At 57.6% G+C, this 21,098-nt stretch carries 6 protein-coding genes; 3 read left to right on the top strand and 3 right to left on the bottom strand.

Annotated elements, in window-relative coordinates:
- Positions 1 to 184: 184 nt before the first annotated feature.
- The 3 genes from AB8809_RS12990 to manX form a co-directional block, all read right to left on the bottom strand.
- Positions 185 to 1,027, bottom strand: coding sequence for a PTS mannose transporter subunit IID (locus tag AB8809_RS12990; RefSeq protein WP_014699846.1), 843 nt, complete (start codon positions 1,025 to 1,027; stop codon positions 185 to 187).
- Positions 1,028 to 1,041: 14 nt separating this feature from the next.
- Positions 1,042 to 1,839, bottom strand: coding sequence for a PTS mannose/fructose/sorbose transporter subunit IIC (locus tag AB8809_RS12985; protein WP_015840161.1), 798 nt, complete (start codon positions 1,837 to 1,839; stop codon positions 1,042 to 1,044).
- Positions 1,840 to 2,016: 177 nt separating this feature from the next.
- Entirely contained in the window at positions 2,017 to 2,985 is a 969-nt protein-coding gene (gene manX, locus AB8809_RS12980) for a PTS mannose transporter subunit IIAB (RefSeq protein ID WP_015840162.1), read from the bottom strand.
- A gap of 567 nt (positions 2,986 to 3,552) precedes the next feature.
- On the opposite strand from manX, the gene AB8809_RS12975 reads away from it, so the two are divergent.
- The 3 genes from AB8809_RS12975 (at position 3,553) to AB8809_RS12965 (ending at position 21,097) form a co-directional block, all read left to right on the top strand.
- The gene (locus AB8809_RS12975) at positions 3,553 to 5,109 is read left to right on the top strand and encodes a TerC family protein (protein WP_015840163.1); all 1,557 of its coding nucleotides are present in this window, start codon (positions 3,553 to 3,555) and stop codon (positions 5,107 to 5,109) included.
- A 316-nt stretch (positions 5,110 to 5,425) separates the two neighbouring features.
- Entirely contained in the window at positions 5,426 to 5,881 is a 456-nt protein-coding gene (locus AB8809_RS12970) for a POTRA domain-containing protein (protein ID WP_349856282.1), read from the top strand.
- An 87-nt stretch (positions 5,882 to 5,968) separates the two neighbouring features.
- Complete coding sequence (locus tag AB8809_RS12965; RefSeq protein ID WP_369986518.1) at positions 5,969 to 21,097, top strand: hemagglutinin repeat-containing protein; 15,129 nt, start codon at positions 5,969 to 5,971, stop codon at positions 21,095 to 21,097.
- Position 21,098: the final 1 nt, after the last annotated feature.

Raw genomic sequence — 21,098 nt, 5'->3', positions numbered from 1 at the left:
GCCTGTTATGTATCTGTATTCGCTAAGCATTCATATCCGTTAAACATCCATATCCGTTAAACATCCCGATAATAAAAAGCGCAGGGAACATTTTTCAACGTTGCTTGCGACGGCACGCAGGGGGGCGGACAAGGATGTTCATCATAAAAAATGGCCGGACGTATTGGCGCCCGGCCATTGAATATTACACGCCGAGCAGACCGATCCAGTATCCGAAGATACCAATGGCGAAGAAGCCCATAATCAGCCACAGTGCGTTCACTTTGCGCCGTAACAGCCACATACAGCCGAACGTCAGCAATAGGGGAACGAGCCCAGGCATAAGCTGATCAAGGATGGATTGAACGGTTGTCACCGTGGTTTCACCGTTCTGGTTCGTCACCGTCGACACCACCATCGGAATGTTGACGTGGGTCCATTTATTGACCAACGCCCCCATGACGAATAGACCGAGAATAGAGGCCGCTTCGGTCATTTTTTGCAGGAAGCCGCCGCCCATATCGCTAACGATATCAATTCCTTTACGGTAGCCGTAAGCAACGCCATAGTAGCGCACCAGCAGGCGAACCAAATTGAACAGGACGAAGAAGAGGACAGGCCCCAACAGGCTGCCGCTCATGGCAATCCCCGCACCCAGCGCAGCGAATACCGGACGGGCTGTGCCCCAGAATATCGGGTCGCCGACGCCAGCCAGTGGCCCCATCAGCCCGACTTTCAGGCCGTTTATTGCCGCGTCATCAATGGGAGCGCCATTCGCGCGTTGCTCTTCCATCGCCATCGTTACGCCGAGTACCGGAGCTGCAACAAAGGGCTGTGTATTGAAGAACTCCAGATGGCGCTTGATCGCCTGTTTACGCTCTTCCGAATTTTCAGGATAAAGACGGCGAATTACCGGCACCATGGAAAAACAGAAGCCGAGTGCCTGCATACGTTCAAAGTTCCAGGAGCCTTGAAACAGGTTGGAACGAATAAACACCGCGCGGATGTCGCTGTCAGTGAGTTTTTTGACATTCGTGTTTTCGACCATTTTTCTCACTCCTGTTAATCCAGTTCGTTATCAAGGTCGTTATTGCCTGATGAAACCGGCTGGCCTTGAACCTTGTTATATTTCGGGCTGAGCTGGATATACAGCACCGCCATCACAATACCGATTACGCCCAGCGCCACCAGATTGAACTCGGTGAACGCAGCGGTAACGAAGCCAAGATAGAAGAAAGGCATCAGGTAGCCTGCACGCATCATGTTGATGACCATCGCGTAACCGACGACGACAATCATGCCACCGGCGATATTCAGACCGTTGGTAACCACTTCCGGGATGGAATTCAGCATGGCGTGGACGGCATCGGTGCCGACGGAAACCGCGACAATGACCGCAGGGATCGCGATGCGCATCGCTTGTAGCAGCAGTGCGGAGACGTGAATCCAACTGATGGCTGTCAGATTACCTCGCTCTGCCGCGCTATCAGCCGCATGTTGGAACGCGACTGTGATGGTACGAACAATGATGGTTAATACTTGTCCGGCTGCGGCGAGCGGAATCGCCAGCGCAATCCCGGCGCCGATCCCCTGACCGCCGGCAATAACCAGAATGGTTGAAATAATCGAGGCCAGGGCCGCATCCGGTGCGACGGCCGCACCGATGTTCATCCAGCCTAATGCGATCATTTCCAGCGTACCGCCAATAATGATCCCGGTTTTTAAATCACCTAATACTGCGCCAATCAGCGTACAGGCGACGAGTGGACGGTGGAACTGGAATTCATCAAGAATTGAACCCATCCCCGAAACACACGCGACGAGAAATATCAGCACAATTTGAAGTGTGGTAATCTCCATCGTACTTCTCCTATAAAATGTGTCTGAGTAAAAATAAATCGCCATCCCCATTGTTTTTCTATATCGACATAAAGCGTTGCAATATCGACATAAATACCTATCTTGAAAATCGCCAGGGCTATAAAGCTATTATTGATGGTGACATTCGCGTTAATCACATTCGCATTGCGATAGGTATCAGCGCGGCATTTTGTTAATTAAATCCATCATTTTAAGCCGGGTATCGGTTGAGACTTTTCGAACCTCCAATTCAATTCCGCGTTTATCTAATTCTCGGAATGCAGCGATATCCTTCTCATCGATAGAAACAGCGTTATTGACCTGCGTTTTTCCCTGTTTGAATGCCATTCCGCCAATATTGACCGAAGTGATTTTTACGCCATTTTCGATCAGCGTTAATACATCCGTCGGATTGGTGAACAGTAACATCACGCGATCGGCGGCATATTTGGGGTTGTCATAAACACGAACGGCTTTTGCCACATCCACCACGTGAGCGGTAACGCCCGGTGGCGCAACCTGAGTCAACAACGTTTTACGCACGTGATCGGCGGCGACTTCATCGCTGACGACAATAATGCGCGAAACATTGGTTTCTTTCGTCCATCGGGTGGCGACCTGACCATGAATCAGACGGTCATCGATACGCGCCAGTCCTATCTTCATGTGTTCACCGGATCCTGCTGGTGTGGGAACGGCGTTGGCTTTTGGAGGTGGTGGAGGGGAAGGGGGCGTTGCCTTGGGTTTTTCCTGATGCTTCAGCGCTTTTACGCCATCTCTACCAGCTTCAAGAGCGATAGAAACCAGAGCGGAAAAGGAAGGATCATCATCCCGAGCCATAAAGGTTTCTGCCAACATGGGGATATTCACGCCAGCGATAACATCATGGTTTTCTTTATCGGTGACGAGGCGACTGGCGGCGTTAAACGGGCTGCCGCCCCAGGTATCAACGAGAAACAGCACGCCTTGCGATGTGTCCAACTGCGTGAGTTTTTCCTGATATTTTTCTATCAAGGTTTCGGCGTTTTCTCCAGGAACGAAATCGATCCAGGCGACGTTACTTTGCTCGCCAAGGATCATTTCTGCTGTCTTTAACAGCGGTCCCGCAGTGGCGCCGTGAGTGCATAACATTATGGCAATACTCACTTGCTACCTCCTCACGTTCACGATCAAAAAGAGTCAATGTGTCAGGAAACAGGGTTAACGCTGAGCTACTGAATGTTAACCGTCGCGGTATTAGTATGGCTGCAAGAAAAAATTTTACCGTGGATTCATGACATTCACTGTGTTCCTCCAGGTTGTCAGGCGAGAAATCGTGACTGACAGATTTATTTTACTTATCGAAAAAATAAATAGTGTGATGATGCTCTAATGCTGACCAGTTAGGTGTGCGCCTAAAAGGGGGCAAAATAGGAAAATTAGAACGCGTTATCAATGCGAAGCAGGTCTAAGAAATTCTTTGTGAAAATTGGTAACAACCTGTTAGAGTAAACGTCCCTTAAATTGCTTAGGAGCACCGGGCATCAGCCCTTCCCATGGACTGTCACCGACAAAACGTTCTCTGTTTTCCCGCTAATGCTGGCGGTTTTCTGTACTCAGCTGGTCACTCAGACCACACTCAGAATCTCTCTGATTCACATCAACTCTTTTTATTACCATTCAATGCGGCTCATGCATTGATGTCATCTGCTCGTTCATTTTCTGGAGTCTGACATGGAATTTTTGCTAGATCCTTCAATCTGGGCAGGCCTATTGACGCTGGTGGTACTTGAAATTGTTCTGGGTATCGACAATTTGGTATTTATCGCTATTTTGGCGGATAAATTACCCCCCAAGCAGCGAGATAAAGCCCGCATTATCGGTTTAAGCCTGGCGTTGTTAATGCGTCTGGGTCTGTTGTCTTTGATTTCCTGGATGGTCACCCTGACGCGTCCATTGTTTAGCCTTGGCGATTTCAGCTTCTCAGGTCGTGACCTGATTTTACTGTTCGGCGGTATGTTTCTCTTGTTCAAAGCCACGATGGAGTTGCATGAACGGTTAGAGAACAAAACGCACGATGGTAACGGCAATCGCGCTCACGCCAGTTTCTGGGCCGTGGTGGCGCAGATCGTCGTGCTGGATGCCGTGTTCTCGCTGGACGCCGTGATTACTGCAGTGGGAATGGTAGATCACCTGGGCGTGATGATGACGGCGGTGATCATTGCGATGGGCGTCATGCTGATTGCTTCTAAGCCACTGACCCGATTCGTCAACGAGCATCCAACCGTGGTTGTTCTGTGTCTCAGCTTCTTGCTGATGATTGGTCTGAGCCTGATGGCGGAAGGTCTTGGCTTCCACATTCCGAAAGGCTACCTGTATGCCGCGATTGGCTTCTCTATCCTGATCGAGCTGTTTAACCAGATTGCCCGTCATAACTTTATGAAGCATCAGTCGCACCGTCCTTTGCGTGAGCGTACCGCAGAGGCCATTCTGCGCCTGATGGGCTCACGGAAAAACACGGATGATCTGGATGCGGATGAACCGCAGAAGAAACTCACGACAGAGGAATTCGCTGAGGAAGAGCGCAATATGATCAGCGGCGTGCTGACATTGGCGTCGCGCTCGCTGCGCAGTGTGATGACGCCACGTACGGAAATTTCCTGGGTGGATAGTGAAAGTTCTGTCGAGCAGATCCGTATGCAATTGCTGGATACACCTCACAGCCTGTTCCCAATATGCCGCGGCTCTCTGGATGAACTTATCGGCGTCGTCCGTGCTAAAGATCTGCTGGTGGCGCTGGAAACACAGACCGATGTGGAAAGCTTTGCCGCAGCGAATCCGCCAATTGTCGTACCCGAAACGCTGGATGTGATAAACCTGCTGCCCGTTCTGCGCCGTGCGAAAGGCAGTCTGGTCATCATCGCCAACGAATTTGGCGTGGTACAAGGGTTGGTAACGCCGCTGGACGTGCTGGAAGCGATTGCGGGTGAGTTCCCGGATGAAGACGAAACGTTGGATATCATCCCTGACGGCGAAGGCTGGCTGGTAAAAGGTGGAACGGATCTACACGCTCTGCAACAGGTAGTGGATAGCAGCGATCTGGTTGATCCGAAGGAAGATTATGCTTCACTGGCTGGTATGCTGTTAGCGCACAGTGATGAGTTCCCGAAAGTCGGTGCCATCATTGAGTTGTACAACTTGCGCTTCCATATCATTGAGGTTTCCGAATACCGCATTGAACTGGTTCGTGTGGAACGCATTGTGGATGAGGACGACGCTGAAGAGGCGTAATGCGCTCCGCGTAAGTTGAACGTTTAAGAATATTTGAACGTTCCTGCCAATAAGAGACAATCCGGAATCAGTTTTCTGATTCCGGATTTTTTACGCCTGAACAGAATAGGGTTTCGCTGTTGATCTCTTGTTTCTAAGCGTATCCAGACGGTGAGGTGATAAGAGGAGGTCATGAAATAGGCAGTATTGTATGACGATGTGTAACAAACCTGAAATTATTGGTTAAGGGGAGATTTTATCTCAACTTAACGCAAATCGATTGTCATAAAATTATATATTACCTGACATATTGAGCTTGGTAATTAACGGCTCTACTATGCCAAAAAAAATTATTATTATCAGGGATGAAACCATGCGTGGTTTTTTCAGGCTGATTGCTATCATGCCTGCGCTATTTTCTTATACCGTATTCTCCGCGTCGCTTAATCTGGCAGACCGAAATGACATTCAGCGGTTTCAGGTTGAGATGGTCGATCAATCCCGGCAGCAGCGCGATGCCTTATTGCAATTAAATCAGCCACAAACGACGGTGAATCCCACTGGCGGAAGCAATGCTGGGAATGGCTTGTCCACTCAGGCAATTCATTATCACAATAGCTCGCTGTTGGGTGAAAGAGATAAAAACAGGTTAAATAAAAATGATATTAACCGTTGTATTAATGTTAATAACATTAATCAGCTGATTTATGACGCCAGCAATAAATATATCAAATGGGACTATATTACCAACCTGGCTATGCCATTGTTAATTTCACTAATAAAAACCGGATAGCGCCGTGGTGTATTACCGCGTTGGGCTGTCGTTTTAATTATTCGTTGTTAATGTTTCGTTGTTAATCGTTAAGACCGGGGATCAGGGATGAAACCAGTAAAAACCACACAGCGCCTGCTGGCGTACACGCTGATCCACCTGATTGCGTTTCAGCCGCTGCTGCCGGCCATGGCGGCGGGCGTGCAGGTCGCGACGGGCAACACCGCGCTGGATCAGGCCGGTAACGGCGTCCCGGTCATCAATATCGCCACGCCAAACGGTGCGGGAATTTCCCATAACCAGTATCAGGATTTTAACGTCGATAAACCCGGTCTGATCCTGAATAACGGCACGGCGCAGCTCAATCCCACCCAGCTTGGCGGGCTGATCCAGAACAACCCGAACCTGAAAGGCAAGGCTGCCGACGCCATTATCAACGAAGTGGTGTCGACCAACCGCAGTACGCTGGCGGGGTATCTGGAAGTGGGCGGCAAACAGGCCAGCGTCATCGTGGCCAACCCCAACGGCATCACCTGCGACGGCTGCGGTTTTATCAATACTCCGCAGGTGACGCTGACCACCGGCAAACCGCAGATGGATGCGCAGGGGAATTTGCAGCAGATCGACGTGAAGCGCGGCGATATCACGCTGACCGGGCAGGGGCTGGACGCAAGTAAAAGTGACTACCTCAGCCTGATTGCCCGCACTGCGCAGATTAATGCCGGGCTGAATGCCAATGACACACAGATTGTGCTCGGTGCTAATCAGGTTGACGCGACGGGCAAGGTGACGGCGCAGGCAGCAGACAGCGGTGTGAAGGTCGCACTGGATACGGGTGCGTTGGGTGGCATGTACACCAACCGCATCAAACTGGTTTCCAGCGATAAGGGCGTGGGCGTCAACGTCGGCAACCTCAGTGCACGCAGCGGGGATATCACGCTGTCGGCCAACGGTAAACTCAGCCTCGGCGATACGATGGCGCAGGGGAATATTCAGGCTGACGCGGACGCGCTGGCGCTGCGGGGCAAGCAGCAGGCGGGTGACGCGCTGACGCTGAACGCCAAACAGGACATCACGCTGCAGGACGCTACGCTGCGTGCCGGACAAGACATCGCGCTGTCATCGGGTGGTGGGCTGAAGGCGCAAAACAGCGTCATCAGCGCGGGCGTTGATGCGCAGGGCACCGTCAAACCCGCCAATCAATTATCCCTTAACGGTGACGCTGTCACGCTTGAGGCTGCCCAGCTTGCCGCCGGCAAGGTGACGGTCAACGCGGGCCAGTCGCTGCAGCAGGATGCGGCAAGCGGCATCAAGGCGGAGTCGGTGCTCGATATACGCGGCGACGCGGTGTCGCTGGCGGGCAGCGCGGGTGCTGAAGACGTGCGACTGGCGGCGAAGACCCTTACCGGTGCCGGCAGCGCCCAGCTTCAGGCGAAGAATAATGCCACGGTGCGCGTTACGCAGCAGGGCGACTGGCAGGGGAATCTGACCGCCGGTAATGTGCTCACCGTTGACGGCGGACGTCTGGTACAGCGCGGCACGCTGGCAGGGAAAACCCTGACGCTGACGCTGGATGCGCTGGACAATCAGGGTGATATCGCCGCGCGGCAGGGGCTGACGTTCAGCGGCGGCGACATGACGAACCGCGGCACGCTGGCGGCGGCCGAGCGCCTGACGGTTAACGCGCAGCGTCTGGACAACACCGGATTACTCAGCGCCCGCCATGACTTGAGGCTTGAGCTGCAAACGGTGCTGAACAATCAGGGCAATATCCTGACGGATAATCAGCTGTTTTTGCTGGCCGACACCATCACCAACGGCGGCACACTGCAGGCCGCGACGCTGACCGCACAGGCTAACCAGTTCACGAATCAGGGCGAGGTGACCGCGAACACACTCGACCTGACCAGCCAGACGACAGAAAACCACGGCACTATCAACGCGCGGCAGATGCTGGCGCTGCACGGCGGCAGTCTGGTGAACCGCGGCACGCTCAGCGCCGGGGAAAAACTGGCACTGACGCTGGGTGACACGCTGGATAACCGTGGCCTGATGCAGGCCGGCAACACCCTGCAGGTGACCGCCGACCGTCTCAGCAATGACGGCACGCTCACGGCGCCTGATTTACAGCTGCACACCGGCACACTTGCCAATCAGGGGGCGCTGCAGGCCGACAACGCGCTGCAGCTTGAGGCCACGCGTGCGCTGACGCAATCCGCCGCCGGCACGCTGCTGGCCGGCACGAACCTGACGGTGAACGCCGGACAGGCCGAGACCGACGGTACCATTCAGGCACAGCAGTTCCTGCTGAATGCCGAACGCTGGCTCAATACGGGCAAAACCAGTCTTACCGGCGACGGACAGGTTACGGCCACCCATCTGGACAACCGCGGCAGCCTGTTGACGGCGGGCAACTGGACCATTCACAGCGATGTCGTCAGCCAGGCCGGGGCGTTGCAGGGCCATGCCCTGACCCTTCAGGCCAGTACCCTTACGAACAGCGGACAGGCACAGGCGCGGGGCGCGGTGAACCTGACCGTCGCCGATACCTTTACCAATAGTGGCGACTGGCTCAGCGGGGAGACGCTGCGCCTTCAGGCGGCAAAGACCGAAAACCGGGGCACGCTGCAGGCGCTAACCCTGACGGCGGAGGGTTCGTCTTTCGACAACCGTGGCACGGTCAGCGGTATCACTAACCTGTCGCTCTTCCTGAACGGCAACCTGTCCAGTCAGGGAACACTGCTGAGTGAGGGTGACAGCACCACCACGGCCAAACGGTTCGATAATCAGGGCACGTTGCAGGCGAAAAACGTCGCGCTGCAGGTGGATGAGCTGGATAACGCGGGAACGATTTTCGGGATGTCCTCACTGGCGCTGACGGCGGCCAGCGGGCTGACCAACCGGCAGGCGGGGAAACTGCTGTCTCAGGGCGCGGCGGTGCTCACCGCGGCGGAGGTGGTGAATGCCGGGGACTGGCAGGCGAAAGCCCTGACGCTGACGGCAAATAATCTCACCAATGACGGCCAGATCCAGGGGGATGACGCCTTGTCCCTGACGCTGCCAACGACCGGCGGCACAGGGACGCTAATCAACCGCGGTACGCTGACCACGGGCGGTGACGCCACGCTGTTTGCGCGCCTGATGGAGAATCCGGGCACGCTGTCCAGCCGGGGCCACGCGACACTGATGGGCATGTCGCTGATGAACGACGGCCGTCTGGTTGCGGCAACAGGGCTGTCGCTGTACGGCGACTATCAGGGCCGTGGCCTGCTGAACACGGCGGGCACCCTGACGCTGGAGGGCGACACGCTGGTTAACGGCGGGCACTGGGAAAGCCGGGCGTTGTCCCTGCAAGGGAAGCACTTTACCAATCAGGGCACGGTGCTGGGTAATGACGTGACGATAACAGCGAACCGCCTGACGAATCTCGGCGGCGTTGTGGGCACCGATTCGTTGGGGATCGTGTTGTCGGGCGGTCTGGATAACGGTGGTGAACTGCGCAGCGACAACCTGTCGGTTGCGGCGGCGGCGGTGAACAACCGCGGCGACATGCAGGGCATCAATACCCTGCAACTGAACACCACCGGGCTGCTGGATAACACGGGCGTCATCAGCGGCAGCCAGTCTGTGGCGGTGACAGCCGGTGACGTCAGACAGGGCGGCACGCTGGAAGGGAAACGCGTCACGCTGGACGCCGCCTCGCTGACCAATCAGGGCAAAATGCTGGGCGTGGACGCGCTGACGCTCGCCATCACAGGGAATGTCACGAACCGTGGCAATCTGCTGACGCAGGGCAACGCAACGGTGACCGCGCAGAGCATGGATAACCGCGGGCTGCTGCAGGCCGGAAACCTCACGCTGGAAGCGGATGACGTGACCAATGCGGGGCAACTGCTCGGGATTCAGGCACTGTCGGTAACGGCACAGGGCGGGCTGACCAACCAACAACGCGGCAAACTGCTCACGCAGGGGGCAGCGCTGTTACAGGCCGCTCAGGCCGAGAACCACGGCGAGTGGCTGGCGGATACTCTGACGCTACAGACCGAACGTTTCGCTAACACGGGACGGGTGCAGACCGATCGTGAACTTAGCGTCACCGTTGCGCCCGTAAGTGCCGTATCTCAGCGTTCTTTCCTGCCGATGGCGCTGTCGCTGGCGGCAGATATTCAGCAGCTCAACGCCTCATCTTCACCTCAGGGACGCGGGGCGGGCGACGGTGTACTGGACAACCGCGGCACGCTGGTGTCGGGCGGTGATCTTCAACTGCAGGCCACGCAAATCACCAATCAGGGCTCGCTTTCCGGTAACGGCACGGCAACCCTGACGGGCAACACGATCCAGAATGACGGTGCCGTGGTCGCCCTGACATCCCTGTCGCTGACCGGGGATTATCAGGGACTCGGGACGCTGCAGACCGACGGGCGGCTGGACTGGTCCGGCACCACGCTCACCAACCGCGGGCGCTGGCAGGCGAATGCCATTCAGTTGCAGGGGCTCACGCTGGAGAATCAGGGCACGCTGCTGGGACAGCGGACGGACATCACGGCCGATACCCTGTTTAACGGCGGCGAAATCGCCGGGGTTAATGCACTGCAGCTAACCCTTGCTGAGCGCCTGACCAATCAGGGTGAACTCTACGGGGCGACGCTGGGGCTGTCGGCGACTGACCTGTTCAATCAGGGGGAACTCTCCGGTGACGACCTGCATCTGACGCTGCAGGAGACGGTGCACAACAGCGGTCTGATTAGCGGCAGCCAGCGGGTACAGCTGGAGGCGGATCAGGTCGAGCAGTCAGGCTCACTGGAAAGCCGCCAACTGCAGGTGCAGGCGAACGCTCTGGATAATCAGGGCACGATGCTGGGCGTGGACGAATTGACGCTGGCGATTAACACCACGGCGCGCAACAGCGGAAAGTGGCTGAGTCAGGGCGACAGCACGCTGACCGCCAGACAGCTGGAGAACACAGGCCAGTGGCAGGCGAAGACGCTGACGCTGACAGCGGATGACGTCCAGAATGCCGGGCAACTGCTGGGGCTGTCGTCGCTGACGATGACGGCGAAAAACCGTCTGACCAATACGAAAACCGGCACGCTGCTCACGCAGGGACAGGCAGTGCTGAACGCGGCTGAGGCGAGCAATGACGGCGAATGGCAGGCGGACAGCCTGACGCTGGAGGCGCAAACCCTGAACAACCGCGGGCATATTCAGAGTGATACATCGCTGACGGTGACGCTGGAAAACGGTGATGTAGACAATCAGGGCACACTGTGGAGCAAGCGTGCCGATATTGCCGCCCGCACGCTGACCAATGCGGGTGAGATCACCGGCGTGAACGGACTTCAACTGACGCTGGATGACGCCTTAACCAATCAGGGGGCGCTGAGCAGCTATCAACTGATTGCGCAGGCCGACAGGCTGGACAACCGCGGGAAAATCAACGGCCTTGACCAACTGGGGATCACGGTAAACCAGAACCTCAACAATACCGGCACGCTGTACGGGGCGGCAGTGACGCTGAATGCGAACGACCTGACCAACGACGGCACGCTCACCGGTATCGACAGCCTGTCCCTGGGGCTGAACGGGACGCTGAATAATACCCGTGACATCAGCAGCACGGCGCTGACGCTCAACGCTAATGATGTCGTCAACCACGGCACGATGACGGGCGTGAACGGGTTAACGTTCCTGCTCGGCAATCACCTCGACAATCAGGGAACGCTGAACAGTCAGGCGCTCGCCATTGCTGCCCGCGACGTGACCAACGGCGGACGGCTTAACGGCACGCGTAGCCTGCAACTGACGCTGGACGGCACCCTGACCAACACCGGTGACCTCATCAGCCCGCACATCGGTATCACCGCGCAGAACGTGCTGAACCACGGACAGATGCTGGGCGCGGACGATCTGCAACTGGATCTGTGTAATGCGTTGGAGAATCAAGGGCTTATCAGCGTCAGCAATACATTAGGTGTGATCGCGAAAAACCTCGTTCAGCAGGGCACGCTGGAAGCGCGGGCGCTGACTGTGGACGCGCAGACGCTGGATAACCACGGCAAGATGCTGGGCGTGGATGCACTGACGCTGGCGATTGTGGGGACGGCCCGTAATCAGGGTAAATGGCTGAGTCAGGGCAGCAGCACGCTGACGGCGGGTCAGGTTGACAATCAGGGGCAGTGGCAGGCGGGCGACATCACGCTGCAGGCCACTGACCTGACCAACCGTGGACAGATTTTTGGTCTCAACGCTCTGTCGCTGACGACCACAAATGACCTTGGCAACCAGCAGGGCGGCACACTGCTGTCGCAGGGACTGGCAGTATTAGGCGCCGCGAACGTGACAAACGACGGCGACTGGCAGGCAGACCACCTGAAACTGGACGCGCAGCAGCTGACCAACCGCGGGCGCATTCAGGGGGATAGCGGGTTAACGGTCACGCTGGATAGCAATAATCCGGCCAGCCTGCTCACGAATCAGGGCACGCTGATCTCCGGCGGCGACACACAGCTGAGCGCCAGCCTGCTCGACAATCAGGGCACCGTGTCTGGTGTGGGCAAAATAGACGTGCAGAGTGCGACTATCCGCAATGCGGGCAACGTGATTGCCGACGGGGCGCTGTCGCTCAATGGCGACTATCAGGGCGCAGGCCTGTTGCATACTGCCGACACGCTGACGCTGCGTGGCAATCAGTTGCACAATAGCGGACGCTGGGAAAGCCGGGCGCTGGCGCTAAACGGGGGGACGTTCAGCAACACTGGCACGGTCATCGGTGAGCGCGGTATCACGCTGGAGCTGCGTGATGGCCTGACGGTCGGCAGTGCGGGTCAACTGCTGACCAACGGTACCCTGCAGGTGCAGGCGGGCAATGTCAGTAACGACGGGTTATGGCAGGGCAACACACTGGAACTGTCCGCAAACGGCCTGACAAACGGCGGGTCGCTGCTTGGTCAGGACGGGCTGCGGCTTGATTTACTGGACACCTATCAGGGGAACGCGCAGTCACGTCTGCTGAGCGACGGCGAGGCCGTTATCACGGCTGACCGCCTGAACCAGAGCGGAGAGATAGCCGCAGGCACGCTGAGCCTGACCACCGGTACGCTGGATAACAGCGGGCGCGTGTTGGGCAGCAATGGCCTGACAGTCACCAACCGTGATGAACTGCTTAACCGTGCCGGAGGCGAGCTGCTGACCAACGGCGCAGGCCGCCTCGACAGCGGCACGCTGAGTAATGCCGGTACGCTGCAGGCGAATGACCTGCAACTGCGGGCTGATGAAATCGATAATCAGGGCCGCATTCAGGGCACTGACGCGCTGCGTCTGCTCGATGTACTGCGCTATGTCGGCGATAAAAGCAGCCAGTTGCTCAGCAACGGCGTCGCTACACTGCATGCCACACGGGTGGACAACGCCGGTTTATGGCAGGCGGGTACGCTGACGCTGAACGGCGACATGTTCAGCAATAGCGGCACGGTGGCGGGGCTGAACGGTCTGTCGCTCAACGGTGACACACTCAACAATCAGGGAGAGTTGTTCTCGCAGGGCGCAGTAACAGTAACCGGCAAAACGCTGGAAAACGGCGGCACGCTGACGGGCGTCGGCGGCTTTACGCTGAATCTCACCGGCCGTGTCGATAACCTGGCGACGGGACGACTGCTCAGCGGCGGTACCGGCGAAGTGACCACTGGCGTGCTGCGTAATCAGGGGCTGTGGCAGTCGGACGCGTTACAACTGACCGCCCGTGACCTTGAACAGCAGGGCAATCTGCTGGGCGTACAGCGCGGGACGCTGCAGTTGAGCGGCGCTTATCAGGGCGCACAGGGCAGCCAGCTGGTCAGCGGCGGTGACCTGAGCCTGACGGCGCATGACATCACCAACCGCGGGCAGATACAGGGCAGCACCCTGACGCTGGGTGCCGATGCACTCACTAACCACGGTACGTTGCGTGGCAATAGCGCGCTTGACGCGACGGTCTCCCGTCAGTTTACCAATGCCTCGCAGTCACGTCTGAGCAGCGACGGCACGCTGAACGTGCAGGCGGCGACGCTGGCCAATCAGGGTGACATCAAAGCCGCGACTACCACACTGACGGGGAATACCGTGACCAACGGCGGCACGGTGCAGGGCACCACGGCATTGCAACTGGACGCGACAGACCGCATCGTCAACCAGCAGGGCGGGCAATTGTTGTCCGATGGCACTACCACGCTGAACGCGGCGGCGGTGGACAACCTCGGCTGGCTGCAGGGGCGCGGGCTGGCGGTGAACACCGCGCAGCTAACCCAGCAGGGCAGCCTGATGGCACAGGATAAACTGACGTTATCCATTCCGCGGTGGGTGAATAACGGGCTGGTGCAGGCCGGTGAACTGGAGATTATCGCCGACGAACTCGACAACCATGGCACGCTGCTGGGCCTGACACAGCTGGCGCTGCAGACGCAGCGGCTGATTAACCGTCAGGGGGCGAAGCTCTACAGCGCGCAGGACCTGCGCCTGAAAACCCAAGAGCTGCAACAGGACGGGCAACTGGTGGCGCTGGGCAATCTGAGTGCCGACATTACCGGGCCGCTGACCTTCACCCAAAGCATGGCGGCCGGGAAACAGCTGACGCTGAACGTGGCGGGCGACCTCGACCAGCGCGGCACCCTGCAGGGGCAATCTGTCCAGCTGACCAGCACTGGCACGCTGACCAATCAGGGCAATATTCTGGCAGGCGGCGGCGAATCGCGCCTCAGTGCCAAAGATATCGTACAGCTGGAGGCGGGCAGCGTGCAGGCAGGCGGTAATCTGACGCTGGTGAGTGAGAACACGCTGAATAACAAAGGCCTGATTGGCACTACGGGCGACCTGCTGGTGCAGGCCGGCGGCGTGTTGCACAACAGCAGCATGCTTTACGCAGGTGGCAATATGCGTCTGCTGTCGGATTCGCTGACCAACGTGTTCGGCACCATTCTGGCGGGCAATAATCTGTGGGTGCAGCGCGATGCGCAGGGCAATGCCAGCACCTCGCTGCTCAACAGTTCCGGTACCATTGAAACCCAGTCCGGCGATATCACGATTAATACCGGTACGCTGACCAATCAGCGTGAGGGGTTGGTGGTGACGGAAAGTGAATTGACGGATGAGTCGGTGCCTGATTGGGCGGGTAAAACGACGGCAAATATTCCGATCGAATGGCTTAAACCAGAGGATTACGGTGTCTTAGGGGGTAAGGAATGTTCTTCTCATGGAGATAAAGGATATGAAACTTGTAGTACATATGGAGTATATGCTCCGTATAAGAATGCTTATATCCAAAAAATCGGATTAAGCAACAAAAAAATAGAAGTTATTACTAATGGTGGCATTTCGACAATTTCATCAGGAAGAAATATCTTAATGAATTTGGATAATGTCAGTAATGATGCCTCTAATATTTTAGCAAGAAATAACCTTTCATTAAGTGGTTATGAAATAAACAACAAATCCTATAGAGAGGGTACGGTTACTGAGTACCTAACATACCAATATATAAATGCTATTAATGATTATCCAAACAACTTGCCATCTAAAAATGTATCATCAAATATTCTTGATAAAGCAAACAGATTTAGATACATACAATATAAACTGATAGGTATCCCTACCTACGAAAAAACCGTTGGCGAAAGCTATAACGCCTTAATTCAGGCGGGCGGCACCATTACCGCCGATTTCAAACAGGATATCAGCAATACCACGCTGCAGCCGGGCAGCGGCGGGTTTATGCCTGCGTCCACCAAGCCGGTGCTGGATGCCATCACCATGCTGTCACCGTTGCAGCAGCAGACCACGCGCCAACTGGTCAGTCAGGATTCGTCGTTTAATGCCGGGGCGGTCGACGTTACCAAAGCCGGCGGCGGACAGGCGACGCTGGCGGGCAATGCCGCAGGCGTGACCGCGACGGGCAAAGCGGTTGCGCTGACGCCGCAGTCTGGCACCGCACTGCAAGCAGGCGTACAGGCGGACAACATCACGGCGACAATTACGACACCGACTACTACCGGGCCGCTGACGCTGAACACCGGCGATACCGTGGTGTTAACCCCTTCAACCTCCGGCCACGTCAGCAACCCCGATGCGGTCACGCTGTCGTCGACAGGCCCGCGGCCCGATACAGGCAGCAGCCTGACGCCGGTTAGCGTGGACAACACCGCAACGGGCATCACGGTAGCGGGCACGGTGGGCACCCCTGCCACGCTGGCGACACCGGGCCCGGTGGCGGTGGAAACGCTGAAACCAACGGTCAGTGCAGACAGCCTGCCGGGCGGGGCTACGCCTGCTGTGAAGCCACCGCTTTCTGCCGCAGACTTGCTGAGCGCCATCGGCAACGGCCTGCAAAATCTGAGCACCAACCCGCTTGCGGAGTACCCATTGCCGACCGGCAATAACGGGCTGCTGGTTGTCGACCCGAATGCCGACAGCCGCTACCTGATACACACCAACCCGAAACTGGAACAGCTGGGGCAGGTCGACAATGCGCTGTTCAGCGATTTGCAGACGCTGCTGGGGCAGCAGCCGTCAACGGTGGTGCCGGTTGAGACACGCTCGCAGTGGACGCAGACCGACCGGGTGCTGGGCTCGTCCTACCTGCTGGACAAGCTGAATCTGGATGCAGACCACGATTACCGCTTCCTCGGGGATGCGGAGTTTGATACCCGCTACATCAGCCAGGCGGTATTGAAACAGAGCGGCCAGCGTCACCTGAACGGCACGGGCTCCGATTTGGCACAGATGCAAATGCTGCTGGATAACGCGGCGGCGGCGCAGAAAGGCATGAACCTGCAACTGGGTGTCAGCCTGACGCCGGAGCAGGTCGCCAACCTCAGCCAGAGTCTGGTCTGGTGGGAAAATATCGAGGTCAACGGGCAGACCGTACTGGCACCGAAACTGTATCTGGCGCAGGCGGATAAAAATAACCTGCAGGGCAGCGCGATTGTCGCGAACAGGGTCGAGCTGAACGCCGGCGGCAGCGTCACCAACAGCGGGACGCTCAGGGCGGTTGAGGTGCTGGCGATTGCCAGCGGCGACAGGATTGATAACCACGAAGGCGGGCTGATTAAGTCAGACGGCGGCCTGAATCTGGTGGCGCTCAACAACATCACCAACAGCGGCAGCCGGATGGAAGGCAACACGCTGCAGCTTGCCAGCATCAACGGCGATATCATCAACCGCACCGAAAGCCGCACCTTCCAGACCGCGCAGCCGACGGCTTCCCACAGCGGCACCGGCTCGCTGGTCTTCACCGAACTGGGCAAAACCGCTGAAATTGTGGCGGGCAACAGCCTGACGCTCAGCGCGGGCAAGGATATCCGCAACGTGGCGGCCACGCTCAACGCCGGACAGGACATGGCGCTGAACGCCAAAGGCAATGTGGCGATGGAGGCGCTGACGCTGACCAATAACCGTGTCGATATCGGCTGGGGCAGCAGCAACACCGCGCTGAACACGGCGGTACAGGGCAGCACCGTCACGGCGGGCGGTGCACTGAAGGCGGTGGCGGGTCAGGATATTCAGATTGCTGCCAGTGCGCTTTCCGGCGGCACGGCGCTGTCGCTGGCGGCGGGCAACGATATCCGCCTGACGGCACAGGATACGCTGAAAGAGACGCTGTATCAGGGCGGTAGCACGGCGCAGCATCGTACGCAGGAGGTGGCTAATGCTCAGTTGCTGAGCGGTGGCGAGTTGAGTCTGGTAGCCGGACGGGATGTGCTGTCCGAGGCGGCCAGCCTGAACGCCAAAGGCACGGCGACACTGGCGGCCGGGCGTGACCTGAATCTGCTGTCTGAAACCGAAGAAACCTACCGCGGGAACTGGTGGAATCGCCACGCCGACTGGCAGCAAAATATCACCCAGCAGAGCACCGAACTCACGACGGGCCAGGGCCTGAACCTGCAGGCAGGCAGAGACATCAACCTGCAGGCGGCGCAGGGCGTGGCGAGCGGCGCGGTGACGGCGCAGGCGGGCAACAACATCAATCTGCTGTCGGCGACCGAAACGCAGCACACCTTCTTTGAAGAAACTCAGGTCAAGAAGAAGCGGTTTTCGAAGACGGTAACGCATACCCTGCAGGAAACGTTGCAGACGAATGAGAAAGGCAGCCTGCTGTCGGGTGACAGTGTCACACTGGCGGCTAATCAGGATATCAACCTGCAGGGCTCCTCGGTGGTCGGTGACAAACAGGTGACGCTGCTGGCGAACAACGACGTCAACACCGCTGCCAGCGTGGAGAACTACCAGAATTATGAAGAGCACAGCAAGAAAAAGAGCGGGCTGTTCAGCGGCGGCGGTATTGGCTTTACCATCGGCTCAACGTCAACCAGCCAGAAACTGCGCGACCAGGCGGCGACCCAAAGCCAGAGCATCAGCACCCTCGGCAGCACGACCGACTCGGTGACGGTGAAGGCCGGGAACGATGTCAGCATCAGCGGCACCGACATGGTGGCCGGGAAGGATATTCTCCTGCAGGGCAACAATGTCACCCTCGACCCGGGCTACGACACGCGCAAACAGCAGCAGGAGTTTGAGCAGAAAAGCGCAGGGCTGACCGTGGCGCTGTCCGGCGTGGTGGGCTCGGCGCTCAACAGCGCGGTGCAGAGCATTCAGGCGGCGAAAAGTGAAAGCGATGGCCGGCTGGCGCTGCTGCAGGGCATGAAGGCCGGGCTGGCGGGGTATCAGGCCTATCAGGGCAGCCAGTCCGAGCTGAACAACAAGGGGGAGGCGTCTTTTGTCGGCGTCAGCATTTCGCTCGGGGCGCAGAACTCACGCTCCAGCCAGACCAGCGAGCAGAAACAGAGCTTTGGCTCGACGCTGAATGCGGCCGGGGATATTGGTATCGAATCGCGCACCGGGGATATCACGGTCGCGGGCAGCCAGCTTAAGGCGGGTGGCGATGTCCTGATGAACGCAGCGCAGGATATCCACCTGCTTTCCGCCCGCAACAGCGAGGACATCCGCGGCAAGAACAGCAGCAGCGGTGGCAATATCGGCGTCAGCCTGGGGTTGAGCAACGGCAGCGCGGGGCTCAGCATTTTCGCCAACGTCAATGCGGCGAAAGGGCGGGAAACCGGCACGGGCAACACCTGGTCAGAAACCACGGTGGATGCGGGCAACCACGTCACGCTGAAAAGCGAGCGCGACACGCGGCTGACCGGCGCGCAGGTGAGCGGCGGGCGCATCGATGTTGACGCCGGGCGTAACCTGCTGCTGCAAAGTCAGCAGGACAGTGACCGCTATGATTCCAGCCAGGTGAGCGGGTCGGCGGGCGGCAGCTTTACCTGGGGCGGCGGGGGCGGCAGCGGCTATATCAGCCTCAGCAAGGACAGGATGCACAGCAATTATGACAGTGTGCAGCAGCAGACGGGGCTCTTTGCCGGTAAAGACGGATTTGGTATAAAGACCGGAGAACATACCCAGCTTGACGCTGCGGTCATTGCCTCCACCGCCAGCGCCGAGAAAAACCGGCTGGAAACGGGGACGCTGGGCTGGAGCGGGCTCAACAATAAAGCCGAATTCAAGGTGGAGCACAGCGGCGCCGGGTTCAGCGCCAGCCCGTCCCTGAACGGCAGTATGCTGTCGACGCTGGCGATGAACGTGCCGTCGGCGCTGATGGCGCTGGGGAGCAGCGGCAATGCGTCCAGCACCACCTATGCGGCGGTGAGTGACGGCACGCTGCTGCTGCGGGATACGGCGAAGCAGGTGCAGGATATCGCCACGCTGAGCCGTGACGTTGAGCACGCGAACAACGCGCTCAGCCCGATCTTTAACAAAGAGAAAGAGCAGAAACGCCTGAAACAGGCGCAGCTGATAGGTGAAATCGGCGCGCAGGTGATGGATATCGTGCGCACGGAAGGCGAGCTGAAGGCGCAGAAAGCGGCGGAGGCCAAGGGCGATGCTACCGTCGAGCGTCCGAAAGACGGTGATCCGGTCGCGATGTGGGAGGACTATAAAAAGGCGCTGACGGAATCGCCGACCTACAAGGCCGAGATGCAGAAATACGGCACGGGGAGCGACTTCCAGCGTGCGGCACAGGCGGCGACGGCGGCGATCCAGGCCCTGGCGGGCGGGGATATCCAGAAAGCGATAGCCAGCGGTGCGTCGCCGTACCTGGCGCAACTGGTGAAAGACGTCACGCTACCGAAGGATGAGAGCAAAATCACGGCGTCGGATATCGCTACCAATGCGATGGCGCACGCGGTGGTGGGGGCGGTAGTCGCGCAGCTGTCGGGACAGGATGCGGCAGCGGGGGCGATTGGTGCCTCCAGCGGTGAACTGGCCGCCCGTGCGATTATGGCCGCACAATATCCCGGCAAGACGGCGAACGACCTGACGGAAGCGGAAAAGCAGTCGGTCAGCGCGCTCTCGACGCTGGCCGCCGGGCTGGTATCGGGTCTGGCGAGCAACAGCACGGCTTCTGCCGCCAGTGGTGCACAGTCCGGGCGCAATGCGGTTGAGAATAATGCTTTGGGGGCAGATGCCGGGACGGCGTTAGGGTTCTGGTTAGGCAAAAGCGACGAATGTGGTGTTATCTGTAAGGCGGAGATTGCGAAAGGCATTGCTGAGGGTAATCTCGTGGTATCAGCCGGTGTGGCAGGCGTTGCCGGTGGCGCAATGATCGTGGGGGCCACGCCGGAAATCGTGGTGGCGGCAAAAGCGGCATTGGAAGGGTGTAAGGCTGCGCCGACGATTTGTCTGAACAATGCCGGATTGCAGGTAGCGGAAGCTGTCACACCGGGAGGTGTGGGTGCTGCTGGGGCTATCGGGGTTGGCAGGACGGTTGCGGAAGCAACGGTGGCTAAGGCTGAAGCTGTGGCGACTAATGCAGCAAGAAATGCTAACAATGCTGCTAGTTATGCTGGCTTGAAAATGGACTTAAAAACAACTGAAGCAGCCAATGAGATTGTGGACAGTTTACGCAGGACAGGGCAATTGCCTCCGAATTACGTAAATAAGGCGCAGGCTAGGGCTAATGGATGGAAGCCAGGGAAAGCCTTGAATAATACGAATCCTGACAGTCAGTTAGGGGGAGATATCTTTGAAAACTCAAATAACTTATTACCTTCGGCACCGGGTAGGATGTGGCAAGAGGCAGATATAGGATTAAAAAACACTATGTCAAGAAGTAACCAGCCGGGGACAAGATTATTATATTCAAATGATGGTTTGCTTTATATCACAACAGATCACTATGAGACTGCGACCTCAATAGGCAAATGGAAATAAG

Origin of the sequence: Pectobacterium aroidearum, assembly GCF_041228105.1 — a bacterium.
Classification (GTDB): Bacteria; Pseudomonadota; Gammaproteobacteria; order Enterobacterales; family Enterobacteriaceae; genus Pectobacterium; species Pectobacterium aroidearum.
This window is presented reverse-complemented; position numbering and strand designations above follow the sequence as displayed.

Coding starts and splice junctions, on each gene's coding strand:
- AB8809_RS12990 (WP_014699846.1), bottom strand. CDS start 1,027: ATGGTCGAAAACACGAATGTCAAAAAACTCACTGACAGCGACATCCGC.
- AB8809_RS12985 (WP_015840161.1), bottom strand. CDS start 1,839: ATGGAGATTACCACACTTCAAATTGTGCTGATATTTCTCGTCGCGTGT.
- AB8809_RS12975 (WP_015840163.1), top strand. CDS start 3,553: ATGGAATTTTTGCTAGATCCTTCAATCTGGGCAGGCCTATTGACGCTG.
- AB8809_RS12970 (WP_349856282.1), top strand. CDS start 5,426: ATGCCAAAAAAAATTATTATTATCAGGGATGAAACCATGCGTGGTTTT.
- AB8809_RS12965 (WP_369986518.1), top strand. CDS start 5,969: ATGAAACCAGTAAAAACCACACAGCGCCTGCTGGCGTACACGCTGATC.